The sequence below is a fragment of the Algoriphagus aquimarinus genome, from assembly GCF_900112005.1.
Taxonomy (GTDB): domain Bacteria; phylum Bacteroidota; class Bacteroidia; order Cytophagales; family Cyclobacteriaceae; genus Algoriphagus; species Algoriphagus aquimarinus.
The window spans coordinates 83,517-103,923 of sequence record NZ_FOKK01000018.1; the positions used below are offsets into that span (position 1 = coordinate 83,517).

Consider the following 20,407-nt stretch of genomic DNA (forward strand, 5'->3'; position numbering starts at 1 on the left):
TGTGACTCAAATAATGATGATGAAATCCCTTAAAACACTACTCCGAATGTGATCGGGTTAAGTGCTGGACCTTTGCCATCCTGAAACAATTCGTTCATGTCATAAGTAGAAAAGAACTTCACTCTTCCTATTCCAAGCTCTCCACGTACGCCGTATCTGAAATTCTCAAGATAAAGCCCTGTTTCTTGCTTGTCTTTATGACGTCCTGATCCACCTAATTCCTCATATACAAACTTGGATTGTCCGCCTAGTCGGTAACCGATGTAAGGTCCCGCAGCTAGTCTCACCCCTCTACTGCCGTTGTCATTCATTTTCCCAAAGTCCAATTCCAACATAGTCATTGCAGTAATGTAGGAAGCTGAGATTTTGCTCTTGAATCCATCCACATCTGTTCTTTGGACAAAATCAATCATATCGTCACCTCTGATTGCCTGGAAATCTCTGTTCTCAAACTTGAAATTGTAAAACTGAAAGCCCAAACCAAAGTCCCAATAGAAGCCTTTGGAAATACGCTGTGAAGCCATCCAATTAAGCCCTACGTTCCAGCTTCCCCAGCCTTTCACCGCATATGGTTTATCCGAGGTAGGGAAAGTGCCGTCCTCAAGGAAATTGCTTACTCCCAAGTCAAGATTGAAGTAGGTTCTAAATGAAGGATCTCTTGTCTTTTTCACTCCAGGCTCAAAACGTACTTTGGTATTTTCTCCAGTTTCATCCACTAGAAGGCGCATTCCTCCTATGTAAACTTCAGTTTCCGCTCCATCTTCGGTTACTTTCACCACTTGCTTGGACGAACCATCTTTCTTCTTGATCTCCACTATGGTGGTTTCTCCACTTTGCTCATTTTCTTCCAGATCAAGTTCTCTGATGATCTGATTGATATTCATCAATTTTAGCTTTTCAAAGTCTTCTTTGCTATCCACGATGATTACGATTCTTCCGGATTTTCCGAATTCTACCACAATGCTATCACTTGATACGCTGTGGTCTAGGGATGGCATAGCTCCGGCAAATCCTATTTGCACGATTGCCATCAAACAAAATAATAGAAGGTATTTTTTCATTTTAAAACTAGTTGGTAAAGTTTATTTCTCTGCTTTAGGTTTACGGGTGGTGATCGAGGCGAACAAGTTGTTTTTTGCATCCTGCAGGTCTGCAAATCCCTGATCTACTTTGCCTAATAATCCCTCCACTTCATTCACTGTTTTGCCGATTTCGGCTATTAAATTTTTATCCTTTTGCTCGTCTTTCAATCCGCTAGAGTAGATTTTCACCCGGTAAGCTGGCTCTGCTTCTACTGGCTCACTTACTTGCGCTACCGCTTTTTCTATTTCCAAAGGAGGAAGTTGCATCTGTGAGATCCCTGGCGTTTCCACTTCAATTATTGGGGCTTCTTCCTTCTGTACTTTTTCCTGTTTTGGCTCCTCTTTCTTCTCTGTCATAGCAATCAGACTTTGAGGAGAAGCAGCTTGTGATTTTTGGACTTTAGAAGAAGAATCAACAGGCTTAGTTTTAGCTGGAGTAGTAGTTGGTTTAGTTTTCAATTCCTCAGCTGCCTGCTGATTTTCTATTTCGATTTGCTCTTTCTCCGTTTCTTGAGGTATGCTAATTTCAGTTTGAATTGGTTTCTCTATAGCCTCTTCAGTTGTATTGTCAGCAAGCATTGGCTTCTCTACAGACACGTCTCTTTCTCGCAATACTAGGTAACCAACCGTGAACAGGATAGTCAATGAAGCAGCTGCTGCCCACCAAATTCCTTTGTAGGATTTGGATTTTTGAGGAAGCTGAGACTCCAATCTTTCCCAGGCTAGTGCGCTTGGTCTTTCTGTATGGTTTTCGAGTTTTTCTTTGAAAAACTGATCGAGATTATTTTTTTCCTTAGCCATTGATTCTCCTTTCTTTTGGTGTTTGACTGGCAATTTTTTCTTTCAAAGTATTCCTTGCCCGATTGAGCTGGGACTTCGAAGTGCTTTCGCTGATTCCCAAGAGATCTCCAATTTCCTGGTGTGAGAAACCTTCGATTGCGAAGAGGTTGAAAACTGTCCGATATCCTACCGGGAGGCTTTCCACCATTCTCATCAAATCTTCAGTTTCCATGTGATTGAGCTCATAGTTGTGATCCTGAAATTCCGTCTCATTTTCCATGTTGATCTCCATCATGAGATGACGGTTGCTTCTCAACGTCATCAAAGCCTGTGTGACGATGATCCGCTTCATCCAGCCTTCGAAACTCCCCTTGGACTGAAACTGAGGCAGTTTTTCGAAGATCTTCATAAAGCCTTCGATCATCACATCTTCCGCATGTTCCCGATCTTTTAAGTATCGGATGCAGATGGCCAAGAATTTTCCCGAGTACTGATCATACAGGTGGCGCTGCGCCAATCTGTCTCCTTGGAGACATCCTTGTAATAATCCTGATTCGGTTGAAAAATTGACTCTGCTGAACATTTGATATAGCTTTCAATTAGGTAGATGCCCGTATTGAAAAAATGGTTGCGTGGGTACGTGAAAAAAAGTTAATAATTTTTAATTAATGAACTGATTAAAGGAAGGCATAATCGTAATCACTTTAAAATAAGTGCTTTACAATGAATTAAAAGATCACGTTTTTAATTCAATTTTATTGTATCGAATTTAAGGGTTAAAAAGAAAAGATATCACTTTCTGACTGTGGACCTTCTGAAGAACATGAAAAAACTATTGACACTCTTCGGTATACTCGACGCATTAACGTTGATTCAGAGCTATAATATTATTATCCCCCTAATACGCGACTTACATTATTCCCCGTTCTTTCTAGGCCTCAATTTGTTGATTTATATTTCACTCATTTTTTCTTCATACTTTCTGGTTAAACAAGATAAGGTCGGGATTTGGTTAACCTATGGACAATTCCCACTCCGTCTTTTGTATTTAACCTTATCCTTTGGTTTCCTTTCCACATTGAATCAATTCCTTCAATTTGAAGATTTGGGATATAGGATTTTCATCGGCTTTCTTGTCGGGCTTGATATTGTGAGATTGATTATTACTATTCAAATACATAGGAAATACTTTAGAATCTCAAAATCATAGACCTTGGATTTCTACTAAGAGAAAACAAGTATGGTAATTGATACTATCCTTTATCCCGCTCTTTCAGAGCTTTTAGATGATTCGCTATCTTAATAACCCAGCCCTTCAGACTGGGCTAAGTTATTCTGGGCTTGCAGCCCTTTATGGCCAATAACTAGAAATAACTTATGCTCTCTGTGAATTACTCCGTGACCACTATGGTTAGGTGTTATCATAAAAAAAGTCTCCGCCTGATCAAATTTATTGTCATGCGGAGACCTACAACTAGTACTCGATTTTCTCAAATTAGAAAGCCGCCCTATAATTCACCACGATATCCAGCAAAGTCCATTCGCCTTCTTTCACAGTGACAGGCTGTATATTTCCATCTCCATCAAAAATACTGGCGAAAAGACCGCCTTCTTCCACCGTAAGAATAGAATATCTTCCAGGGCTTAGGTTGACGGTATATTGTCCGTTTTCGTCTGTTTCCACTTCAGTAATTGGTTTGGCAGCTACAGATTTGAAAAGCCCAGCATCTAGTGTCACGTCAGAGATTTTCACCAGTGGATAGACTCTCACCGTTCTTTTCACAGGCTCACCCATCGTTGTCTTCTTATTTTTTGCACCATCCTCCACTATTGTAGGCATCTGATTCCCTTCGAGCCAAGTGACTTGTCCGACCACGCCTTGCCCTTCCGGTTGGTACGGAGCACATTGAAATAGGATTGAAGTAAATGCAGCGGCGAAAATAAGTCTTAGTAGTTTATACATAAGTAGATGGTTTAATGGGTTTGGGCAGAGTAATTACGCTAGCCTTTCAAATACCCTCAAACAGCATAAATGATTCCAAATAATTTGGAATGACAGTATTCCATCCTAATTCATCTTTAAGTTTTTGCGCTAGCACGGAGGCACTTTTTTCTTCTCCGTGAATGATAAAGGCCAGTTTTGGCTTATCACTAAACCCCTCAGCCCATTCCATCAATTCGTTTTGATCAGCATGAGCAGACAATCCTTCCACACTGTATATTTTCGCCTTGACCGGTACTTCCTGACCGTAAATTCTTACTTCAGTGTCACCGTTGACTAGCCTTCTACCTCTTGTTCCTTCTGCCTGATATCCTACAAAAACAACTCCATTCCTTTCATCTGGCAGGTGGTGAAACAAATGATGCAGAACACGGCCGCCCGTTGCCATGCCGCTGGCAGAGATGATAATTGCCTTGCCTTTGAGATCATTGAGCGTACGAGACTGCTCCTGCTTACGATAATAATGAAGCTGGGAATGCTGAAATGGATGTTGATCTGTGTTATCCAACACTGCAATCAGCTGGTGATCTTGGTGAAATTCCTGATACAACTTAGACACGTTAATAGCCATAGGTGAATCCAGGTAAATCGGCACATTGGGTATCTTCCCCTTCTTCATCAATTGATACAAATAATACATCACCAACTGGGTGCGCCCTACCGCAAATGCTGGAATAATCACCAATCCGTCCCTCGAGAACACATCGTTGATAGCTCTCGCAAGTTCTTCCTCAGGTTTCACGGGAGTGGAAATACGATCTCCATAAGTAGACTCAATCCAAACCACGTCAGCTCCGGGGATCAGCGTGGGTGGAAAAAGCAAAGGATCGTGATATCGACCTAAATCACCTGAGAAAACAAGCTTCTTGGTTTGCTTATCTCCCTTGATCACAATCTTGGTAATAGCAGCACCTAGAATATGGCCAGCATAGTAATAAGTGACTTCCACAGATGGATGAATGGAAAATGGCTTTTTAAATTCCTGAGGAACAAAAAGTGGAAACACAGCTTCTGCATCTTCCACGGTATACAGCGGCTCTGGATTCTCGTGTCTGGAATAACCTTTTTTTCTAGCATATTCTGCTTCCTCTTCCTGAAGTTTACCAGAATCTAAAAGCAGGATTTTCGCCAGTTCGGCTGTGACAGCAGTGCAATAGATAGGTCCCGAAAAGCCATCTTTAACCAACTTGGGCAGGCAACCTATGTGATCCATGTGCGCATGTGTGAGCACAATCGCTTCCATATCAGTAGGAGGCATGGGGAATTTATCCCAGTTTCTACGGCGCAATTCCTTTCTTCCCTGAAAGAGCCCGCAATCGACTAAGAATTCAAAATCACCTAGATCTAATAAATATCGAGAACCGGTCACTGTTCCTGCGGCTCCTAAAAATTTTACGCTTACATCCATTTTCTTTTGGGTTTAGATCAAAAGATACAAAAAAAGAGGCACCCAAATGGATGCCTCTATACTTAGTCTATTACTACAGCTTTTTCTGCCGGAATTTTCGATTGGTTATATTTTGCTCTACTAATGCTGTCGAGTTGATCTCTGTTGAATTCTCCCGTATCCGGCTCTTCCACTTCGAAATTAACCCCTTCTGAATCCCCATCTTCGTCTGCCTCCACTTCCTCTTTACAGGTCAGACAAACCAAGCCTTGCTGGTTAAACGTCCAAATCGTATTTTGAGAAAGGTCATTGGATCTAAAACCATTTCTGTAGATCGTGTTTCTCAGAATCTCAAGAAGTGAGCGCTCCATGATAAACGGTTTTTCATAAGGTATCTCTAGGAACAGATTCAACTTCTGATCACGGAATGTACTCAGGTTTGAAACATCATATCCCTCGTCAAAGGTGATAATGGAATCCAAAACGGTATAGTTGTACCCTATCATTTTGGCATTATTCATTGCTTCAGCCTTAGTTTTTCCTCTTGAGAAGAAATCTTCCCGAAGTGTCACTATACTATCAGATGTACCTTCAATTTTCAGGTTTACATTGTTGAAAGTAGATTCCTCTCCGATTGGATTCAGTCTTAGAATCATAATCCCATCGGTCAAAGGAAGAGTATGCTCTATTTTATGCCAGTTTTCTTCCTTGAACTGAGCTACAATCAATGGAATCTGGAAGGCACATATACCTACGCACAGCAACCATAAGCCAAGTGCCACAAACCCAAATCTTGCTCCTATCAGGTTCTTTTGCATCAAGACACTCAATCCGAGAAGAATGATGATAATCCCTGGGATAATCAGCAAGAAAGATGCGCCCACTACTAGCCAGATTGGGATAAGATTGGAGAATAGCTCCACTGGGAAATTATCCATTAATACTCTATAGTCATCATTGGTAAATACGCCCATGTACACAGCCAAACTAAATATCGGCGCGATGGTCAGCCCCAATCCTATAAAGAAGACAAACAAACCGAAGATCACTCGGATCACATTTAAGATGAATCTCCCCAAAGGACCTAAGGCACTTCCTATTGCTTCTATTACTTGTCCGATTACTCTAAATGGAGTCAAGAGAATTTGTCTTGTTTTAGACTCTGGCATTTTTGGGACAGGGTTGATATTTTCCTTAATCGTAGAATCTATGTTGTCCAAAGTGATTTCCCCGCCCTTCATGCGGATACGCTCAGTAATGGAGCTCGCCACAGGAGTAATGATCCATAGGATTAGGTAAATAAGGAAACCAGATCCACCAGCTAGGATTAATAGCACCAAGGCTAATCTTGTGTAAATCACCTCTACCCCAAAGTACGCTGCCAATCCGCTGGCCACACCACCGATAACTTTGTCATCAGGGTTTCTGAAGAGTTTCTTGATGTTTTTATCTTCCTCTAGTTCATAAGAAACTGGCAAGATGATCCAGAGAACGATGTAGGCTATGGCGGCGAATATGCCGAAGCTTAGGTTCATCCTGAAATTGTCAAAAGGCAGAATATCCAAGAACCCAAAGTTGAACCGCAGATTACCAGAGAATAGTAAAAGAATGGCAATCAATCGAGGCCAAAGCGGATCCATCGAGAAGTAATGTGCAATTCCAGCGCACACCCCACCCAAGATCTTTTTGTTTTCCAACCTCACCAATTTCTTATAGCCTTTTCTTTCCGAATCTGGAGGCGTAACATACTTATAGAAATCCTGATCGTTAGCAGCATTTTCCTCGTCCTGCTCTGCATCAGTTTTCTCCTCCTCTACAGAAGCAAAATCCGCGATAGTACCCATTTTCTCAATGAGCTTATCTACGTTCTCCGCAGTGATTACCTGCTTATTGTTTTTCAGATTGCTTAGAAAAATCTCAGCAATTCTGTTTTCAATATCAGATATGATCTCATGATTGTCTTTATAGGAAGAAAAATGGCGATTGATCGCATCCAGGTATTTGCGGAGCGTATCGTAACCGTCTTCTTCGATGTGGAATAGAATACCACTGATGTTTATACTTATCGTCTTTTTCATCTGTTTATAATTTTCTTTCAGTGGTCATCCCGATAGTCCCGATAGCTATCGGGATCGGGAGGAATCTCGCATTTCGGATAATCATCCCTCCGTGTATTGCCTGTGTTATGCTCGATATCATAATCAATTCTTTGAGGTGATTAGAAGGGTGGAATTGACTAGTGAATCCCAGGTGTTGGAAAGTGTGCCCAGAAAGGCTTTTCCTTCTTCCTTGATGGAGTAGTATTTCCTCGGAGGTCCCGATTCAGATTCTACCCAGCGATACTCAACCAATGAGGCAGACTTCAGGCGATTAAGCAGTGGGTACAGCGTGCCTTCCACCACGATCATCTGAGCCTGGGTTAGCTCTTCGATCAGATCTGAAGTATAAACCTCGCCTCTGGAAATGATATGTAATACGCAAAACTCTAAGAGTCCTTTGCGCATTTGAATCTGTGTGTTGGCGACATTCATTGTTAGGTGATTTGTGTTTCAATAGTTCGGGACATTCTTATTCCCTTCTACCCTATCTAAAGAAAAATGATACCAATCTTTTCCAAGCTACCTTGTATAACCTAATTCCTTGCGATAAACAGGTAGTAGGTATAAGATTGTAAGAGAAAAAAGTAGCTTAATTAACTTGAATCGAGGTTTGCTCTTTTCCGTAAGGATGAGAAAAAAAATATTTTAGAGAAAACAGTCGTTTGCTCTTTCTTGACAAAGTCAAAATTGTGAACATATTTATGTACGCAAGCGGACAGCAAATTGCTTGATTTGCATAAAATACGTAGGCCTATTTCTCTTCCTGCAAAAGGCCTAAGCAAGATAGGATTTAGTTATTTCCAGAGATATGGCATTCCTACCAAGTAGAAAGAATCGAATCTTCCGAAGCTCTACTTATACAGAGATCTAATTCTAACAGCATCATTACGTATATTCATACTATTAAAACAAGCTTGAATTAAAATAGGATTGATAAAATGGTTTATTTTGGATTGTGAAATATAGAATCAAGGCTCATTTTTTTTTCTTACTAATACTACTGTCCTTTTGGACAGGTCATGCTAAGCTGCTTTCGCAGGATTTGGCGCCCAAGTATTCCAACGAATTTCTAAGTATAGGAGTAGGTGCACGAGCGCTAGGCATGGGCGGAGCTCAGGTCTCAGCAGTTCGGGATGTCACGGCGGCTTACTGGAATCCTGCGGCACTGATGGGAGTACAGCACAAATATGAATTCAGCTTGATGCACTCGGAGTATTTCGCTGGCGTGGCACAATACGATTACCTAAGCTTCACTACGCCTGTCAAAGACCAAAGTCAGGTGGCCGTTTCTCTGATTCGCTTCGGCGTGGATGATATTCCAGACACCAGATTCCTCTACGATGCCAATGGAGCATTGAATTATAACAACATTCAGTTCTTCAATGCGGCTGATTATGCTTTGCTGCTCAGCTATGCGAGAGATCTTTCAGATAAATTCAAAGTGGGCATGAATGCCAAGGTCATCCATAGAAATGTAGGGAAGTTTGCTCAAGCTTGGGGTTTTGGGCTGGATGTAGGCGGAATCTACGTAAAGGATAAATTGACACTCGGCTTGATGGTTCGTGATATCACGACCACGTTCAATGCCTGGTCACATAATGCGGAATTGGTTCGTGAGATCTATGCGCAGACAGATAATGAAATCCCTGTCAATTCAGTAGAGTTGACTTTGCCACGGGCAATATCTAGTGTTGCTTATAATTGGACGATCGGAAAGCAGTTCACTTTACTTACTACACTGGATCTGGACATGACTTTTGATGGCCAAAGAAATACAGTCGTCAGCACTCCCCTGCTCAGTATCGATCCTAGGTTTGGGTTGGAGGCAGGTTTTCAGAATATAGCCTTCCTTCGTGCGGGCATCGGAAACTTCCAGTACATCAAGGATTTTCAGGGCAAAGAAAGTTTGAATATGCAGCCGAGTATGGGAATTGGCGTATTTATTAGCGAGCGCTTTCAGATCGATTATGCACTATCAGACATTGGGAATGTATCCGAAACTCCCTATTCGCATGTATTTAGTGTGAAGGTAAGTTTGGAAAAATTGGATCCTGACTTCAGGAAATTTAAAAGCTGGACAGACAAATGATACACAGACTACTCTTCGTTTTTCTGGCACTCCTCATGCTTGCCAACGTATCACTAGCCCAGCAGGCAGTTTGGTACAATTACGACCAAACCTACTACAAAATACCAACCGCTACGGATGGGATTCACCGCATATCAGCAACTACGCTAAGCAACTCAGGCATCAATCTGAGTACGCTTGATCCAAAGAATATCAGGCTTTATCACCGGGGAAAAGAGGTTGCGATTCACATCGAGGGCGAAAATGACGGAAGGTTTGATACGGGCGATTACATAGATTTCTTCGGAATGAGAAATGACGGAACGCTCGACAAATTGCTTTACTCCGATTTTGAGCAGCTTCCAAATCCTTATTTCAACACTTCTTCTGACACCACGGCTTTTTTCCTGACCATAAGCAATGGACAGAGTGGAAAGCGGATGAATCTCCGAACTGCGCCTGAAGTGGCTTTGCCGCTAGCAAGTCGCTATGCTTCTGAAAAGTTGCTAGCTCTGGGAGAGCAATATTCACTGGGTGTTGGGTACTCGCTGGGCTTTAGATTATCGAAGTTTGATCTAGGACAAGGTTGGATGTCGGCTGTGATCACCAAGGGCACTACCCGTCGCATTACGCTAGATAAGTTAGGCGCAATGGCGAATTCTGGACAGGCTAAACTGGAGTTTGGGTTGGTGGGCAGATCAGAAAACGCCCATGCTACCAAAATATACGCTGGTCCAACGACGACCAATCAGAGGCTACTGACTACTGTCAATTTCGCTGGATTCAATTATCCTCAGCAGTCGGTTACTCTGGCGATGTCTGATTTCAATGCTGACGGTAGCATAGTAATTTCTTTCGAAGCAGCAGGATCAGAATCCACTGACAATGTATCTGTAGCCTACACTAAAATCACCTTTCAGAATAACGTAAGCGCTGGGGATTTCACCTCGAAACTGTTCATTTCACCTGCTGGAAATCAACGAATTCAACTTTCTCAGCTTTCGGGCACCTATGCTGCTTTGGAGATTTCAGACCCTAGCAATCCAGAGAAAGTACAGCTTACTTCCAATGCTCAAACACTTGCCTTCCGATCTGCCGTGACTAATGATTCCAGTAGAGTTTGGTTACAAAATCAGGATAACATCGTTTCAGTTTCAAGGCTGGAGACGGTGAAATTCAGAAACTACTTAGCTCAAGCTGCCAACTATATTTTGGTGGGACATACCTTACTGGAGCAGGCTACTACGCAATTTGACAATCCACTGAAAGCCTATGCAGATCACAGAGCTTCGCCTGCTGGTGGGGGATTTGACACGCTGACGGTAAAAGTGGAGGATCTCTATAATCAGTTTGCCTTTGGAGAATATTCTCCGGTAGCGATTTATGAGTTTTTGAAAGCTTATTACCCTGTTCACAAACCAACCCACATGCTGCTTGCAGGCAGGTCACTGGCAATTTATTCCACTGGTCGTGTTGGGGCAGTGACTTATTTCTACAGAAATAATCCTGCAGCATTTAGCTTCCAGGATTTGATTCCTGCTGGAGGATTTCCGTTTTCAGACAATATTTATACGCTCGGTCTTGATCCTTCCAAGCCCTTTGCTCCTGCCCTAGCTGTGGGAAGAATTCCAGCTAGAAATGCCAAGCAATTAGCAGATTACCTCAGCAAGGCTATAGAAAAAGATGCGGTTGGGATTTCCCAGCCATGGCAAAAAGAGTTGATTCACCTCTCTGGCGGTGAATCTGAATTTGAGTTGGATCGCTATTTCAACTTCCTCAATGGCTTCAAGACTACTGCAGAAGGGCCTTATTTGGGAGGAAAAGTAACGACCTATCGCAAGAGGTCTAACTCTACCATAGAGGTAATCGATATTACGGGAGACCTGAACGAAGGAAGGTCGATGCTCACGTTTTTTGGACATGGAGCTCCTACAGTGATTGATATTGAGATTGGATTTGCGTCCGACCCTACCTTGAATTATCAGAACAAAGGAAAGTATCCCATCATGCTTTTCAATGGCTGCGACTATGGCAGTGCTTATGGAAATAGCTACACGCAGGGCGAAGATTGGGTGATTACACCAGACAAAGGTGCTATTTCAGTGATTGCCAATTCCTCCATTGGTGTAGATGTTTATCTCCGTAGGTATTCTGATATATTTTACAAAAAGGCATTCGCAGACAGCACGCTCATATATCGAACACTTGGAGAAGTGAAGCGAGAAGCGGAAGAGGCCTATGTCAATGAGTATGGCACCACACCGCTTACTTATTCCCACATGGAGCAGATGATCAATTACGGTGATCCGGGTGTGCGGATTTTCCCAGCGGACAAGGCTGACTATGCTATCAATGTGGAGGAAGTTTCAGTAGAAAGTTTTGATGAGATTCCAGTCTCGGTACTTTCGGATAGCTTGAAACTGAGTTTTGTACTGAGAAATATAGGAAGGGTGAATACCGACTCCATAGAATTCAAAGTAACTAGAAAACTTCCTGATGGTACAACTGAGTCTTTTTCCCCTGTGAAAATTCCTTACATCGCCAGAATTGATTCTCTCTTTTTCAACATCCCGAATACGGGTAGAAACTCAGCCGGAGACAACACTTTTACTATAGAGGTAAACTCAAATAAGGACGTAGAGGAGATGACTTTTGTGAACAATACGGTCAGCTTCACCAAGTTTATTCCGCTGAGTGGCACGCTCAATCTCTATCCGCTCAATTATGGAATTGTCAATGAAAGCAGCACCAAACTGATCGCGCAAGTACCGGGAAAAAGCACTGTAGATAGAACGGTTATCATCCAAGTAGATACAGCGGCGGCGTTCAATTCTGCTTACCGTAAAGAGGTTCGTATCACTACACGGGGATTGGCAGAGATGCCATTGCCTTTGACTGCTTTTTCGGATAGCACTACGTTCTATTGGAGATCAAAATTCCAGGAAGCCAAACCTGGTGAGACAGATGCCTGGACTAATTCCAGTTTCTCCTACATTCCTGCCGGACCGGAAGGATGGACGCAGCGAACTACCTATCAGCTGGATGAAGATCAATTGAGCAATTTGAAGATCAATGATTCGGACAGGCAATGGAAATACCTGGATATCCAGGAGAAAATCGAAGTCTTTACCGTGGGCGCGGGCGTAGATACCTTGTCTTTTAGGAACACCCAGTTTTACCTGGATCAGATTCCTCAAATCATCGATAACGTAAACAATGCTAACAGCCGACTCTGTCCAAATGGCTCGCTGGGATTGGTGGCTTTTGAGCAAAAGAGCTTGATGCCCTACTTGGCGATTCCTGTTCCGGGTTTTGATATTTTGGATGCTCGTGCTTGCGGACGAGTGCCACAGATGATTCAAAGCATACAGAATGCTTGGATTACTACTCCAGGCCAAACCATGCTGGTGGACTATGTGAACAATGTAAAAGCAGGTGATTACGTGGTCATTTTCTCTGTGGGAAATGTGACTTTCGAAGCTTTTCCTGATATCGCAATAGAGAAGTTGAAGGAATTCGGAGCGAGCGAGGCTACGCTTAGAGCATTGAAAACTGGCGATCCCTATATTCTTTATGGAAGAAAAGGCATGTCACCGGGAGAAGCGATTGAGATCGTAGGAAATAAGAATCTGGAAGTGCCGGCGTCTCAGCAGACGCTTTCATTTGATACTGAACTTTCGGGTTACCTGACCTCGGGTCTTGTCTTAACACCGCGAGTGGGCCCAGCTTCCTCGTGGGAGCGTTTCTTCCAAAATGTGAATTCCAGAAACTGGATCAATGAGGAGGAGAAAACCTACTTTGATATCATCGGGGTGAAGGAAAATGGCGAGGAGGATCTGCTGATCGGAAACACCTATGATAAGGAAATGGACCTTTCATTTATCAGCACAGAGACTTATCCCTATTTGAAACTGCGCTACAGCATGAATGATCTTGAGTCCACGGCTCCTGCCCAGTTGGACAAGTGGCAGGTGAATTACACGGGAGTGCCTGAGGGAGTTTTGATCCTGAAATCTGCCAAAAATCAAGTCAATCTTCGTGAGGGAGAAACGGGGCTTTTGGAACTGCAATTCAAGAATATTTCCAAGTACAACTTTTTGGATTCTATTCAGGTGGATTGGAAAATGACCAATCTGACAAGCAAAAAAGTGGAGAATTTCTCCAAGAAATTCCCTGCGCTGAAAGCCGGAGAGGCATTTGACTTTACGATAGAGTTTAATTCCATCGGGAAATCAGGTGAGAATCGCTTGGAGATTTTTGCCAATCCTAGAATACAGCGAGAGCAGACTTTCCGAAATAATCAGGTGGACATGGGCCCCTACTTCATCGTGGAGGGAGATAATTCTACTGCACTGCTAGACGTGAACTTTGATGGAATCTACATCATGGATGGGGATATAGTCTCGCCAAATGTGTTGATCACGGCTCTTCTGAAAAATGACCAGACCTTACTTTACAAAAAGGATACGGTTGGGCTGGATCTATACCTCAAGCAAAACTGTGAATCCTGTAACTTCAAGCGGGTAAGTTTCTCCAATCCAAACTTGACTTGGACACCAGCTTCAGAAGATGAGGACTTCAAAGTTTCACTCATTCCTGGGCCGTTGGAAGATGGGATTTACACCCTTCGCGTCGTCAATGAGGATTCTAGCGAACCTTATGAGATTACTTTTGAGGTGATCAATGAATCTCAGATCACTAATTTTTATCCTTATCCGAATCCATTCAGTACGAGTGTACGCTTTGTATTTACGGTGACGGGGATGGAAGTGCCTGATGAAATCAAGATTCAGATCATGACCGTAACAGGAAAAGTCGTCCGGGAGATTTTACAGAACGAATTGGGTCCGATCCGAATCGGAAATAACCTAACCGAATACGCTTGGGACGGCAAAGATGAGTTTGGCGACCAGCTTGCCAATGGCGTGTATATCTACCGCGTGCTAATTCGCAAAAACGGGCAATTCATGGAGCATAGGCCGACTGCAGGAGATAAGGCATTTAAGAAGGGATATGGGAAGATGTATTTGTTGAGGTGATTGTCGTCATAGCGAACGACGGAGGATTGAAGCAATCTGGTGTGAGATTGAAAGTATAAAAATGTCATATACTTGACTGACTTTAAGCAAGTAGAAAGTAATGAAAAAAATGAAAACAGAAGACACTAAAATTCCTTTGATTACATTAGTCATTTTGATGGTTACTTCATTTGTACCAGTTATACAGTTAACTATGCTTATGGGACAGGGAGCTTTTCTATACCCTTTCAATAAGCTTTTAGTAACGCCTGAATTTAAATCGCTTAACTATATCAATCTATTTTCAGGAACCTTGACAGTTATAGCTTTTTATATTTCTAGAAGAAGGGGATACAAAATAATATGGACAGTTTTGACGGTTTTTTTCTTCATGGGATTTTTAACCTTTGTTACCGAAAGTACTAGGTATGAAGATTACCCATATTTTATTCCAATTATGGTAATTGGGGTTTTAGTAACATTACCTTTAATTATAGTAGGAATAATTAAAGAAAAAATGGTTAATCCTACCTAGACTATACCAAAAGACTTTAGAAAACATTATGTTCACCCTCCCCGCTGTGCGAAGTCTAGACGTTGAGGCTACTAGGTGTAGTTTGCCATCCCTGCATTCTGGCCTCTCGCTAAACAGCTTTACTAAAGCTGTTTTAAACGCTCGATCCTACCTTTTTATCAATTAGAATTTGTAATTCTCTGGTTCAATTTAAAAAAGCTTAACCGCCATGGAAAAAGACTACAGTATATTTTTGGGTGAAATTAAAACACAAATTCTGCAAAGCAGGTATAAGGCAGCAGCTTTTGTAAACCGCGAGCTCATTTTGCTATACTTTCAAATAGGTACACGGCTTTCACAAAAAATAAGAGATTCCAAATGGGGAAGCAAAGTAGTGTTACAGTTGGCAAGCGATCTGCAGCTAGAACTAAAAGGCCTGCGCGGCTTTTCCTATCGCAACCTTATGAATATGAGGGTCTTTTCCGATGAATATTCATTTCTGCAGTTGTCGACTGCAGATGTTGAAAACAAACCAATTGGTTACTTCGTCACTACGCCAATACAGCCGGGAGAAAAAGAAGGGGAACGCAACAATCTATTTCTGCAGTCAGTGACTGCAGAATTTGAAAGTCTGGATCTTTTTCTAAAAAACGCTTTCTTTAATATCAGCTTTACACAGCATCTGTTGCTACTGAATAAGTGCAAAGAAGCCAAAGAGCGATTGTTTTATATGCAAAAAACAATCAGTCATCAATGGACTGTTTCGATATTAGAACATCAGCTAGCAAGTGGCTTATATCATAATCGTGGCGGCTTGCAAAACAATTTCAACAATGCATTGCCACCTGCATTACAAAAACATGCCGTAGATGCATTTAAGGGAGAGTACCTGCTGGATTTCATCAGACTTGAAGAAGAGGATGACGAGCGAGTACTGGAAAATAGAATTGTTCAAAACATCAAAAAGTTTATCCTTTCCATAGGTCATGATTTTGCATTTATGGGTAATCAGTATCGCCTCAAAATAGATGATGAAGAGTTTTTTATTGACTTGCTGTTTTTCCATCGCAAACTTCAGTGCTTGGTAGCTATTGAACTGAAGCATGGGAAATTTAAAGCTGAGTATGCCGGCAAAATGAATCTTTATTTATCTGCTTTAGATGAATATGTAAAGCAGGAGCACGAAAACCCATCTATTGGTATTGTGCTGTGTAAGTCTAAAAATAGCAAAGTGGTAGAGTTTGCCTTTCGAGATTTAAACAAGGCGATGGGAGTCGCTACCTTCAAAACTTCAAGAGAACTGCCATCAGGGTATCAGGGGATTTTACCTAATAGTGAGCAACTAAAAAAAGTATTAGATGATGACAAGCCATAATTAGATAACCAAAATCAGATCCTATCATCTACTGAGAGTAGTATACACATCGAGGTCGCTGGTGTAGATTACTAAACCCCGTCGGGCTTAATCGAAAGGATTGTGTATTTTTATGATGTCCGCAAAATCTTTTGAATTTTGCTTTGGACTAAAAAAGAAAAACAAAAAGATTTTGCTATGTGCGTGGCGGAAAGCAAACGCTAGTTTGCCCCCACTGACCATAGTCGATGCGTCGAGGTAACTAGGCGTAATTTGTAACTACACCTTTCTATCAGTTCGAATTTGTAATTCTCTATAGTGAAGAAGTAATTACAAAACTCTCTAAACAGCTTACTCATGAATATGGAAAGGGCTGGAGTGCAAAGCAGTGGCAACATTGTCTCACCTTTGCAGAGACTTTTGCTTCTGAAGTTTTCAATTGTAGGATTCAATTATACAATTCTTGGCCCAGTGCAAATCCGAAAGTTTATCGCTTTCTACTGCCCTACTTGCCATATACTAACCGTTATACCCAATTAAAACAAAAATTATGAAAACAATAATTAATAGAATTAAAAAGCTATCATTTTCAATTTTGTTTATAGTTGCGTTAATTGGATGTGACTCAAAAAATAAAGAGTCTATTAAAGACACACAAAAGGCAACTCCCCAAATAGCTCTTTCCGTTGTGATTGATTCTATTAATTCAGAAATAAGTAACGGAGATTATGGATTAATTGACCGCTTTATGGTCATACAAAATGACGAGGTATTGGCAGACTATAAATATAAACAGGACTATGAAACCATTGTTCAAAAATATGACACAACCAATCATCAATACAATTTCAATAGTATAGAATGGCATCCATACTACAAGCAAACTGAATTGCACAGCCTTCAATCTGTAACCAAAAGTATTACTTCAATCCTTTTAGGCATTGCGTTGGATTTGAATGAAGATTATAATGTTGACAACAAAGCAATGTCTTTGTTGACTGGTTATGATAATGACTTTTTAGATAAACGAAAGCAAAACATATCTATTGAAGATTTATTGACAATGAGAAGTGGATTGCAATGGAATGAAGAGACTGATCATAATGATACTACAAATGACTGTTTTATGCTGGAATCAAGCGACAACTGGATAGAATATATTTTAAGCAAGCCTATGGATACCATACCAGGAACAAGATTCGTGTATAATGGTGGAGGAACAGTTCTTTTAGGTAAAATCATTAGAACCATTACGGGCAAACGAATTGACCATTGGGCAGAAGAAAAATTATTTGAGCCACTCGGCATTACAGATTACTATTGGAAAGAAACGCCTGATGGAGAAATTGATACAGAAGGAGGTTTATATCTTAAGGCAGAAGATTTGGCTAAAATTGGTTCATTGTTTTTGAACAAAGGGAATTGGAACGATAAGCAGATTGTATCTGAAGGTTGGGTCACAACATCCACAAGCTCTTTACTCAAAAACGTAAAACCTCAATGGCAAAGTGTTACGGGATACGGGTATCAATGGTGGATTCCTGAATATACGGATAATGGCAAAACCACTATTTATTCCGCCAACGGATATGGAGGTCAGTATTTAATGATAGCACCAGAACATAATTTAATTATTGTCTTTAATGGTTGGAATATAAATGATGAGCCAGAAAAGTCAACTTATAGAGCTTTGCAAGACAGAATAATCCCAGCACTTAAGCATAAATAACCCTGGCATACCAATAAGCCATTGACTATACCGACGGACTCAAACATCACGAATTACCGCCGTTGGGGTCGTGGGGAAGTCAAAAGGATTGTCGTTTTTCACGGGTTCCACCCATGGCCCTGCCTACCGGACAGGCAGGTACTCATGGTTTGACCACTTCGTGGTCGGTCCTTTTAAAAATTCTAAATGGGATACCTCATAGTTTATTTTCATGATCCTGAAAGGATCGAACCATGAATAGCCCCCGGTGCAACCGGGGGTGTTGGAAATGAATGGTTGGAAATGGCAACCCTGAAGGGGTTGAACTTTATCATACAATCTCCACCCCAGCTGAGCTTAGAATAGGCGTTGCGCTGAGAGTAATTTTTAACTACAACTTCATATCCTTGTCAATTTGAAATTGAGCTTGATAGTTAGGGTGAAGTTGCATCCCGATAATTATCGAGGATCACCCAGTCAAACCCAAAAACTTTAGTTTATTGCATGAACTGAGTTGACATTTGTTTTCTGGGGCAAGAAAAATCGCCGACAATTACACGATGGTGAAGCCGTCGAACATACCTTACAGTAAATATTTAAGATCAAATTCAATCCCATGCTCTTCGATGAGCCTTTTATACTCATCATAGAAATTCTCCTTTTTATGATGCTCTTCTTGATTTTTGATGTAATTAATTAGCTGGTCTTTGTCTCGATGGGAGACGGTAAAGGAGCCATACCCATCTTGCCATCCATTAAAATCAGGGAAGATTCCTTCTTCTTTAATGAAATCAATACTCGCTAATTTGATATCCTTGATCAGATTGGCTAGGGCAATTGTCGGGTGAATGTGCGTCAAAATATGAAGATGATCTTCCATGCCATTGATGCGATAGAGATGGCAGTTTTTGTTTTTAAGGAAGCCATTCATGTAGGCGTACAGGCGGCGTTTGTTTTTAAGAAGCATGGTTGGCTGTCTTTTGTAGGTGCCATAAACAATGTGGTAGATAAGCTGCGTGTGAGTGCTCATAAAATGGTATTAATAAAAATGATGGCCAATATCGGTTAGATGAAAATAATAAAAAATGATGGGGATTTGGAAGGTACCAATTTTAAAAGGTTTGACCCCGTTGGGGTCGTGGGGATGTCAAAATGATTGTCATTTTCCACGGGTTCCACCCATGGTTATTCATGGTTCGATCCCGTTGGGATCATTCGATTGAATCATTGATCAATGTTGGCATTATTTATTTCATATATCGACCACGAAGTGGTCAAACCATGAATCGCCACGTATGAAATGCGGGGATAGAAGAATCAAAAAGAAGATTCATCGACGGTGAAGCCGTCGAACTCTTTAGGAAAAGGTGAATAACAAATCAAGAAAAACAAAAGAATTGGTTCGACCCCGTTGGGATAATTCGATTGAATCATAGATCAATGTTGGCATTATCTATTTCATATATCGACCATGAAGTGGTCAAACCATGAATAGCCCCGTATGAAATGCGGGGATTGAAGAATCAGAAGGAAGATTCATCGACGGTGAAGCCGTCGAACTGTTTTGACCAAGTAGAATTAAAAATCCAGAAAAATAAAAAGGTGTAGTTACAAACTACACCTAGTCAAATTTAACGCTCTACACCCAGAAGGGGAATAAAGAGAACCAAAAGTGAATCTACCCCCTGCTGAGTGTAGTCTTGGCGTTGAGGCGACTTCTCCCCACAGACTGGTAATGTGGCCAAAAATAGTTGGTGTTTTTGGTTTAAATATTTCATATAATTCCTTGCCGTTTTGAAGAGGACTTAAGCTCTGCTGAGGAGCAACTTAACAGCAATAGAAACTGCCAAGTGGAATGAAGGGTCTCCTAGATTGGGAGACCTTTTTTAGTGCTTCATTCTTCTTGTTTTATGGCTAGGAAAACCTTCTTCCGCTTTTCGTTTTTGAAGTACAAGTACCACTTTAGGAAGTTTTTTCTGTTGGTTGTAGAAAGGCCTCTGTGGATGACCAGATTATTCTTTAGATGACCAAAAAAAGACTCTAGGCCGTTGGTTGATTTTGGGATTCGTGGATTGTCCAGGTATTCAAACAGATGAGGTAAAGCAGTCCTAAGGACAGAAAAAGATCTCCTCAATAATTTGTGGGTATACCAATATTTTCCAGTGAGAGGGTTTACTGTTTTTTGATGGGTGTACTCATGGTATGTTTTATCCCAGGTAGCCAATCCTAGTAACCAATAGCTCAATTCCTCCTTGGTTTTGATTAGATGGAGTTTGGATACAATTCTTCTCAATTCTTGGCCAGCAAGGCTCTTAGGTTTACTGGAGAGCCATATTCGACACATTCGTTGGACATGGATTACGCATCGCTGCAGGGTAATGTTGGGACAGACAAC

13 protein-coding genes and 1 pseudogene are annotated in these 20,407 nt (G+C 41.4%); 5 read left to right on the top strand and 9 right to left on the bottom strand.

The window, feature by feature from the left end; all coding sequences use genetic code 11:
• Positions 1-29: 29 nt before the first annotated feature.
• The 7 genes from BM291_RS18390 to BM291_RS18420 all read right to left on the bottom strand — a co-directional run bounded on the left by BM291_RS18390 (position 30) and on the right by BM291_RS18420 (position 7,782).
• Complete coding sequence (locus BM291_RS18390) at positions 30-1,061, bottom strand: outer membrane beta-barrel protein (protein WP_092900173.1); 1,032 nt, start codon at positions 1,059-1,061, stop codon at positions 30-32.
• Between the two features lie 21 nt (positions 1,062-1,082).
• On the bottom strand, positions 1,083-1,883 hold the full coding sequence (locus tag BM291_RS18395) for a hypothetical protein (protein WP_092900175.1): 801 nt from the start codon (positions 1,881-1,883) through the stop codon (positions 1,083-1,085).
• Positions 1,876-2,445, bottom strand: coding sequence for an RNA polymerase sigma factor (locus BM291_RS18400; protein ID WP_092900177.1), 570 nt, complete (start codon positions 2,443-2,445; stop codon positions 1,876-1,878). The genes BM291_RS18395 and BM291_RS18400 overlap by 8 nt, the downstream gene beginning before the upstream one ends.
• A gap of 912 nt (positions 2,446-3,357) precedes the next feature.
• Positions 3,358-3,825 carry a hypothetical protein gene (locus BM291_RS18405; protein WP_092900179.1) on the bottom strand — a complete coding sequence of 156 codons (468 nt, stop codon included), beginning with the start codon at positions 3,823-3,825 and terminating at the stop codon, positions 3,358-3,360.
• Between the two features lie 46 nt (positions 3,826-3,871).
• Entirely contained in the window at positions 3,872-5,272 is a 1,401-nt protein-coding gene (locus BM291_RS18410; RefSeq protein WP_092900181.1) for an MBL fold metallo-hydrolase RNA specificity domain-containing protein, read from the bottom strand.
• A gap of 62 nt (positions 5,273-5,334) precedes the next feature.
• Complete coding sequence (locus BM291_RS18415) at positions 5,335-7,329, bottom strand: PspC domain-containing protein (protein ID WP_092900183.1); 1,995 nt, start codon at positions 7,327-7,329, stop codon at positions 5,335-5,337.
• Positions 7,330-7,452: 123 nt separating this feature from the next.
• Entirely contained in the window at positions 7,453-7,782 is a 330-nt protein-coding gene (locus BM291_RS18420) for a PadR family transcriptional regulator (protein WP_092900185.1), read from the bottom strand.
• 535 nt (positions 7,783-8,317) lie between these two features.
• Between BM291_RS18420 and BM291_RS18425 the strand changes: the two genes are divergently transcribed.
• From BM291_RS18425 to BM291_RS18445, 5 genes are all read left to right on the top strand, one after another.
• A complete protein-coding gene (locus BM291_RS18425) occupies positions 8,318-9,439 on the top strand; it encodes a putative type IX sorting system protein PorV2 (RefSeq protein ID WP_455423278.1) in 1,122 nt (373 codons plus the stop codon).
• Entirely contained in the window at positions 9,436-14,457 is a 5,022-nt protein-coding gene (porU2, locus tag BM291_RS18430; protein ID WP_092900187.1) for a putative type IX secretion system sortase PorU2, read from the top strand. Before BM291_RS18425 ends, porU2 begins: the two co-directional genes overlap by 4 nt.
• A 109-nt stretch (positions 14,458-14,566) precedes the next feature.
• A complete protein-coding gene (locus BM291_RS18435; RefSeq protein WP_139229139.1) occupies positions 14,567-14,971 on the top strand; it encodes a hypothetical protein in 405 nt (134 codons plus the stop codon).
• A gap of 208 nt (positions 14,972-15,179) precedes the next feature.
• Positions 15,180-16,325: a PDDEXK nuclease domain-containing protein gene (locus BM291_RS18440; RefSeq protein ID WP_092900191.1), complete on the top strand. Its 1,146-nt coding sequence runs from the start codon at positions 15,180-15,182 to the stop codon at positions 16,323-16,325.
• Positions 16,326-16,854: 529 nt separating this feature from the next.
• Positions 16,855-18,033 carry a serine hydrolase domain-containing protein gene (locus tag BM291_RS18445; RefSeq protein ID WP_092900193.1) on the top strand — a complete coding sequence of 393 codons (1,179 nt, stop codon included), beginning with the start codon at positions 16,855-16,857 and terminating at the stop codon, positions 18,031-18,033.
• 562 nt (positions 18,034-18,595) lie between these two features.
• Here BM291_RS18445 and tnpA read toward each other — a convergent pair.
• Together tnpA and BM291_RS18455 are read right to left on the bottom strand one after the other, a co-directional pair.
• Positions 18,596-19,042, bottom strand: a complete 447-nt coding sequence (tnpA, locus tag BM291_RS18450) for an IS200/IS605 family transposase (protein ID WP_092900195.1) — start codon at positions 19,040-19,042, stop codon at positions 18,596-18,598.
• An 864-nt stretch (positions 19,043-19,906) separates the two neighbouring features.
• Positions 19,907-20,407 (bottom strand): annotated as a pseudogene (locus BM291_RS18455) (IS256 family transposase, variant Zn-binding type); the annotation flags it as partial.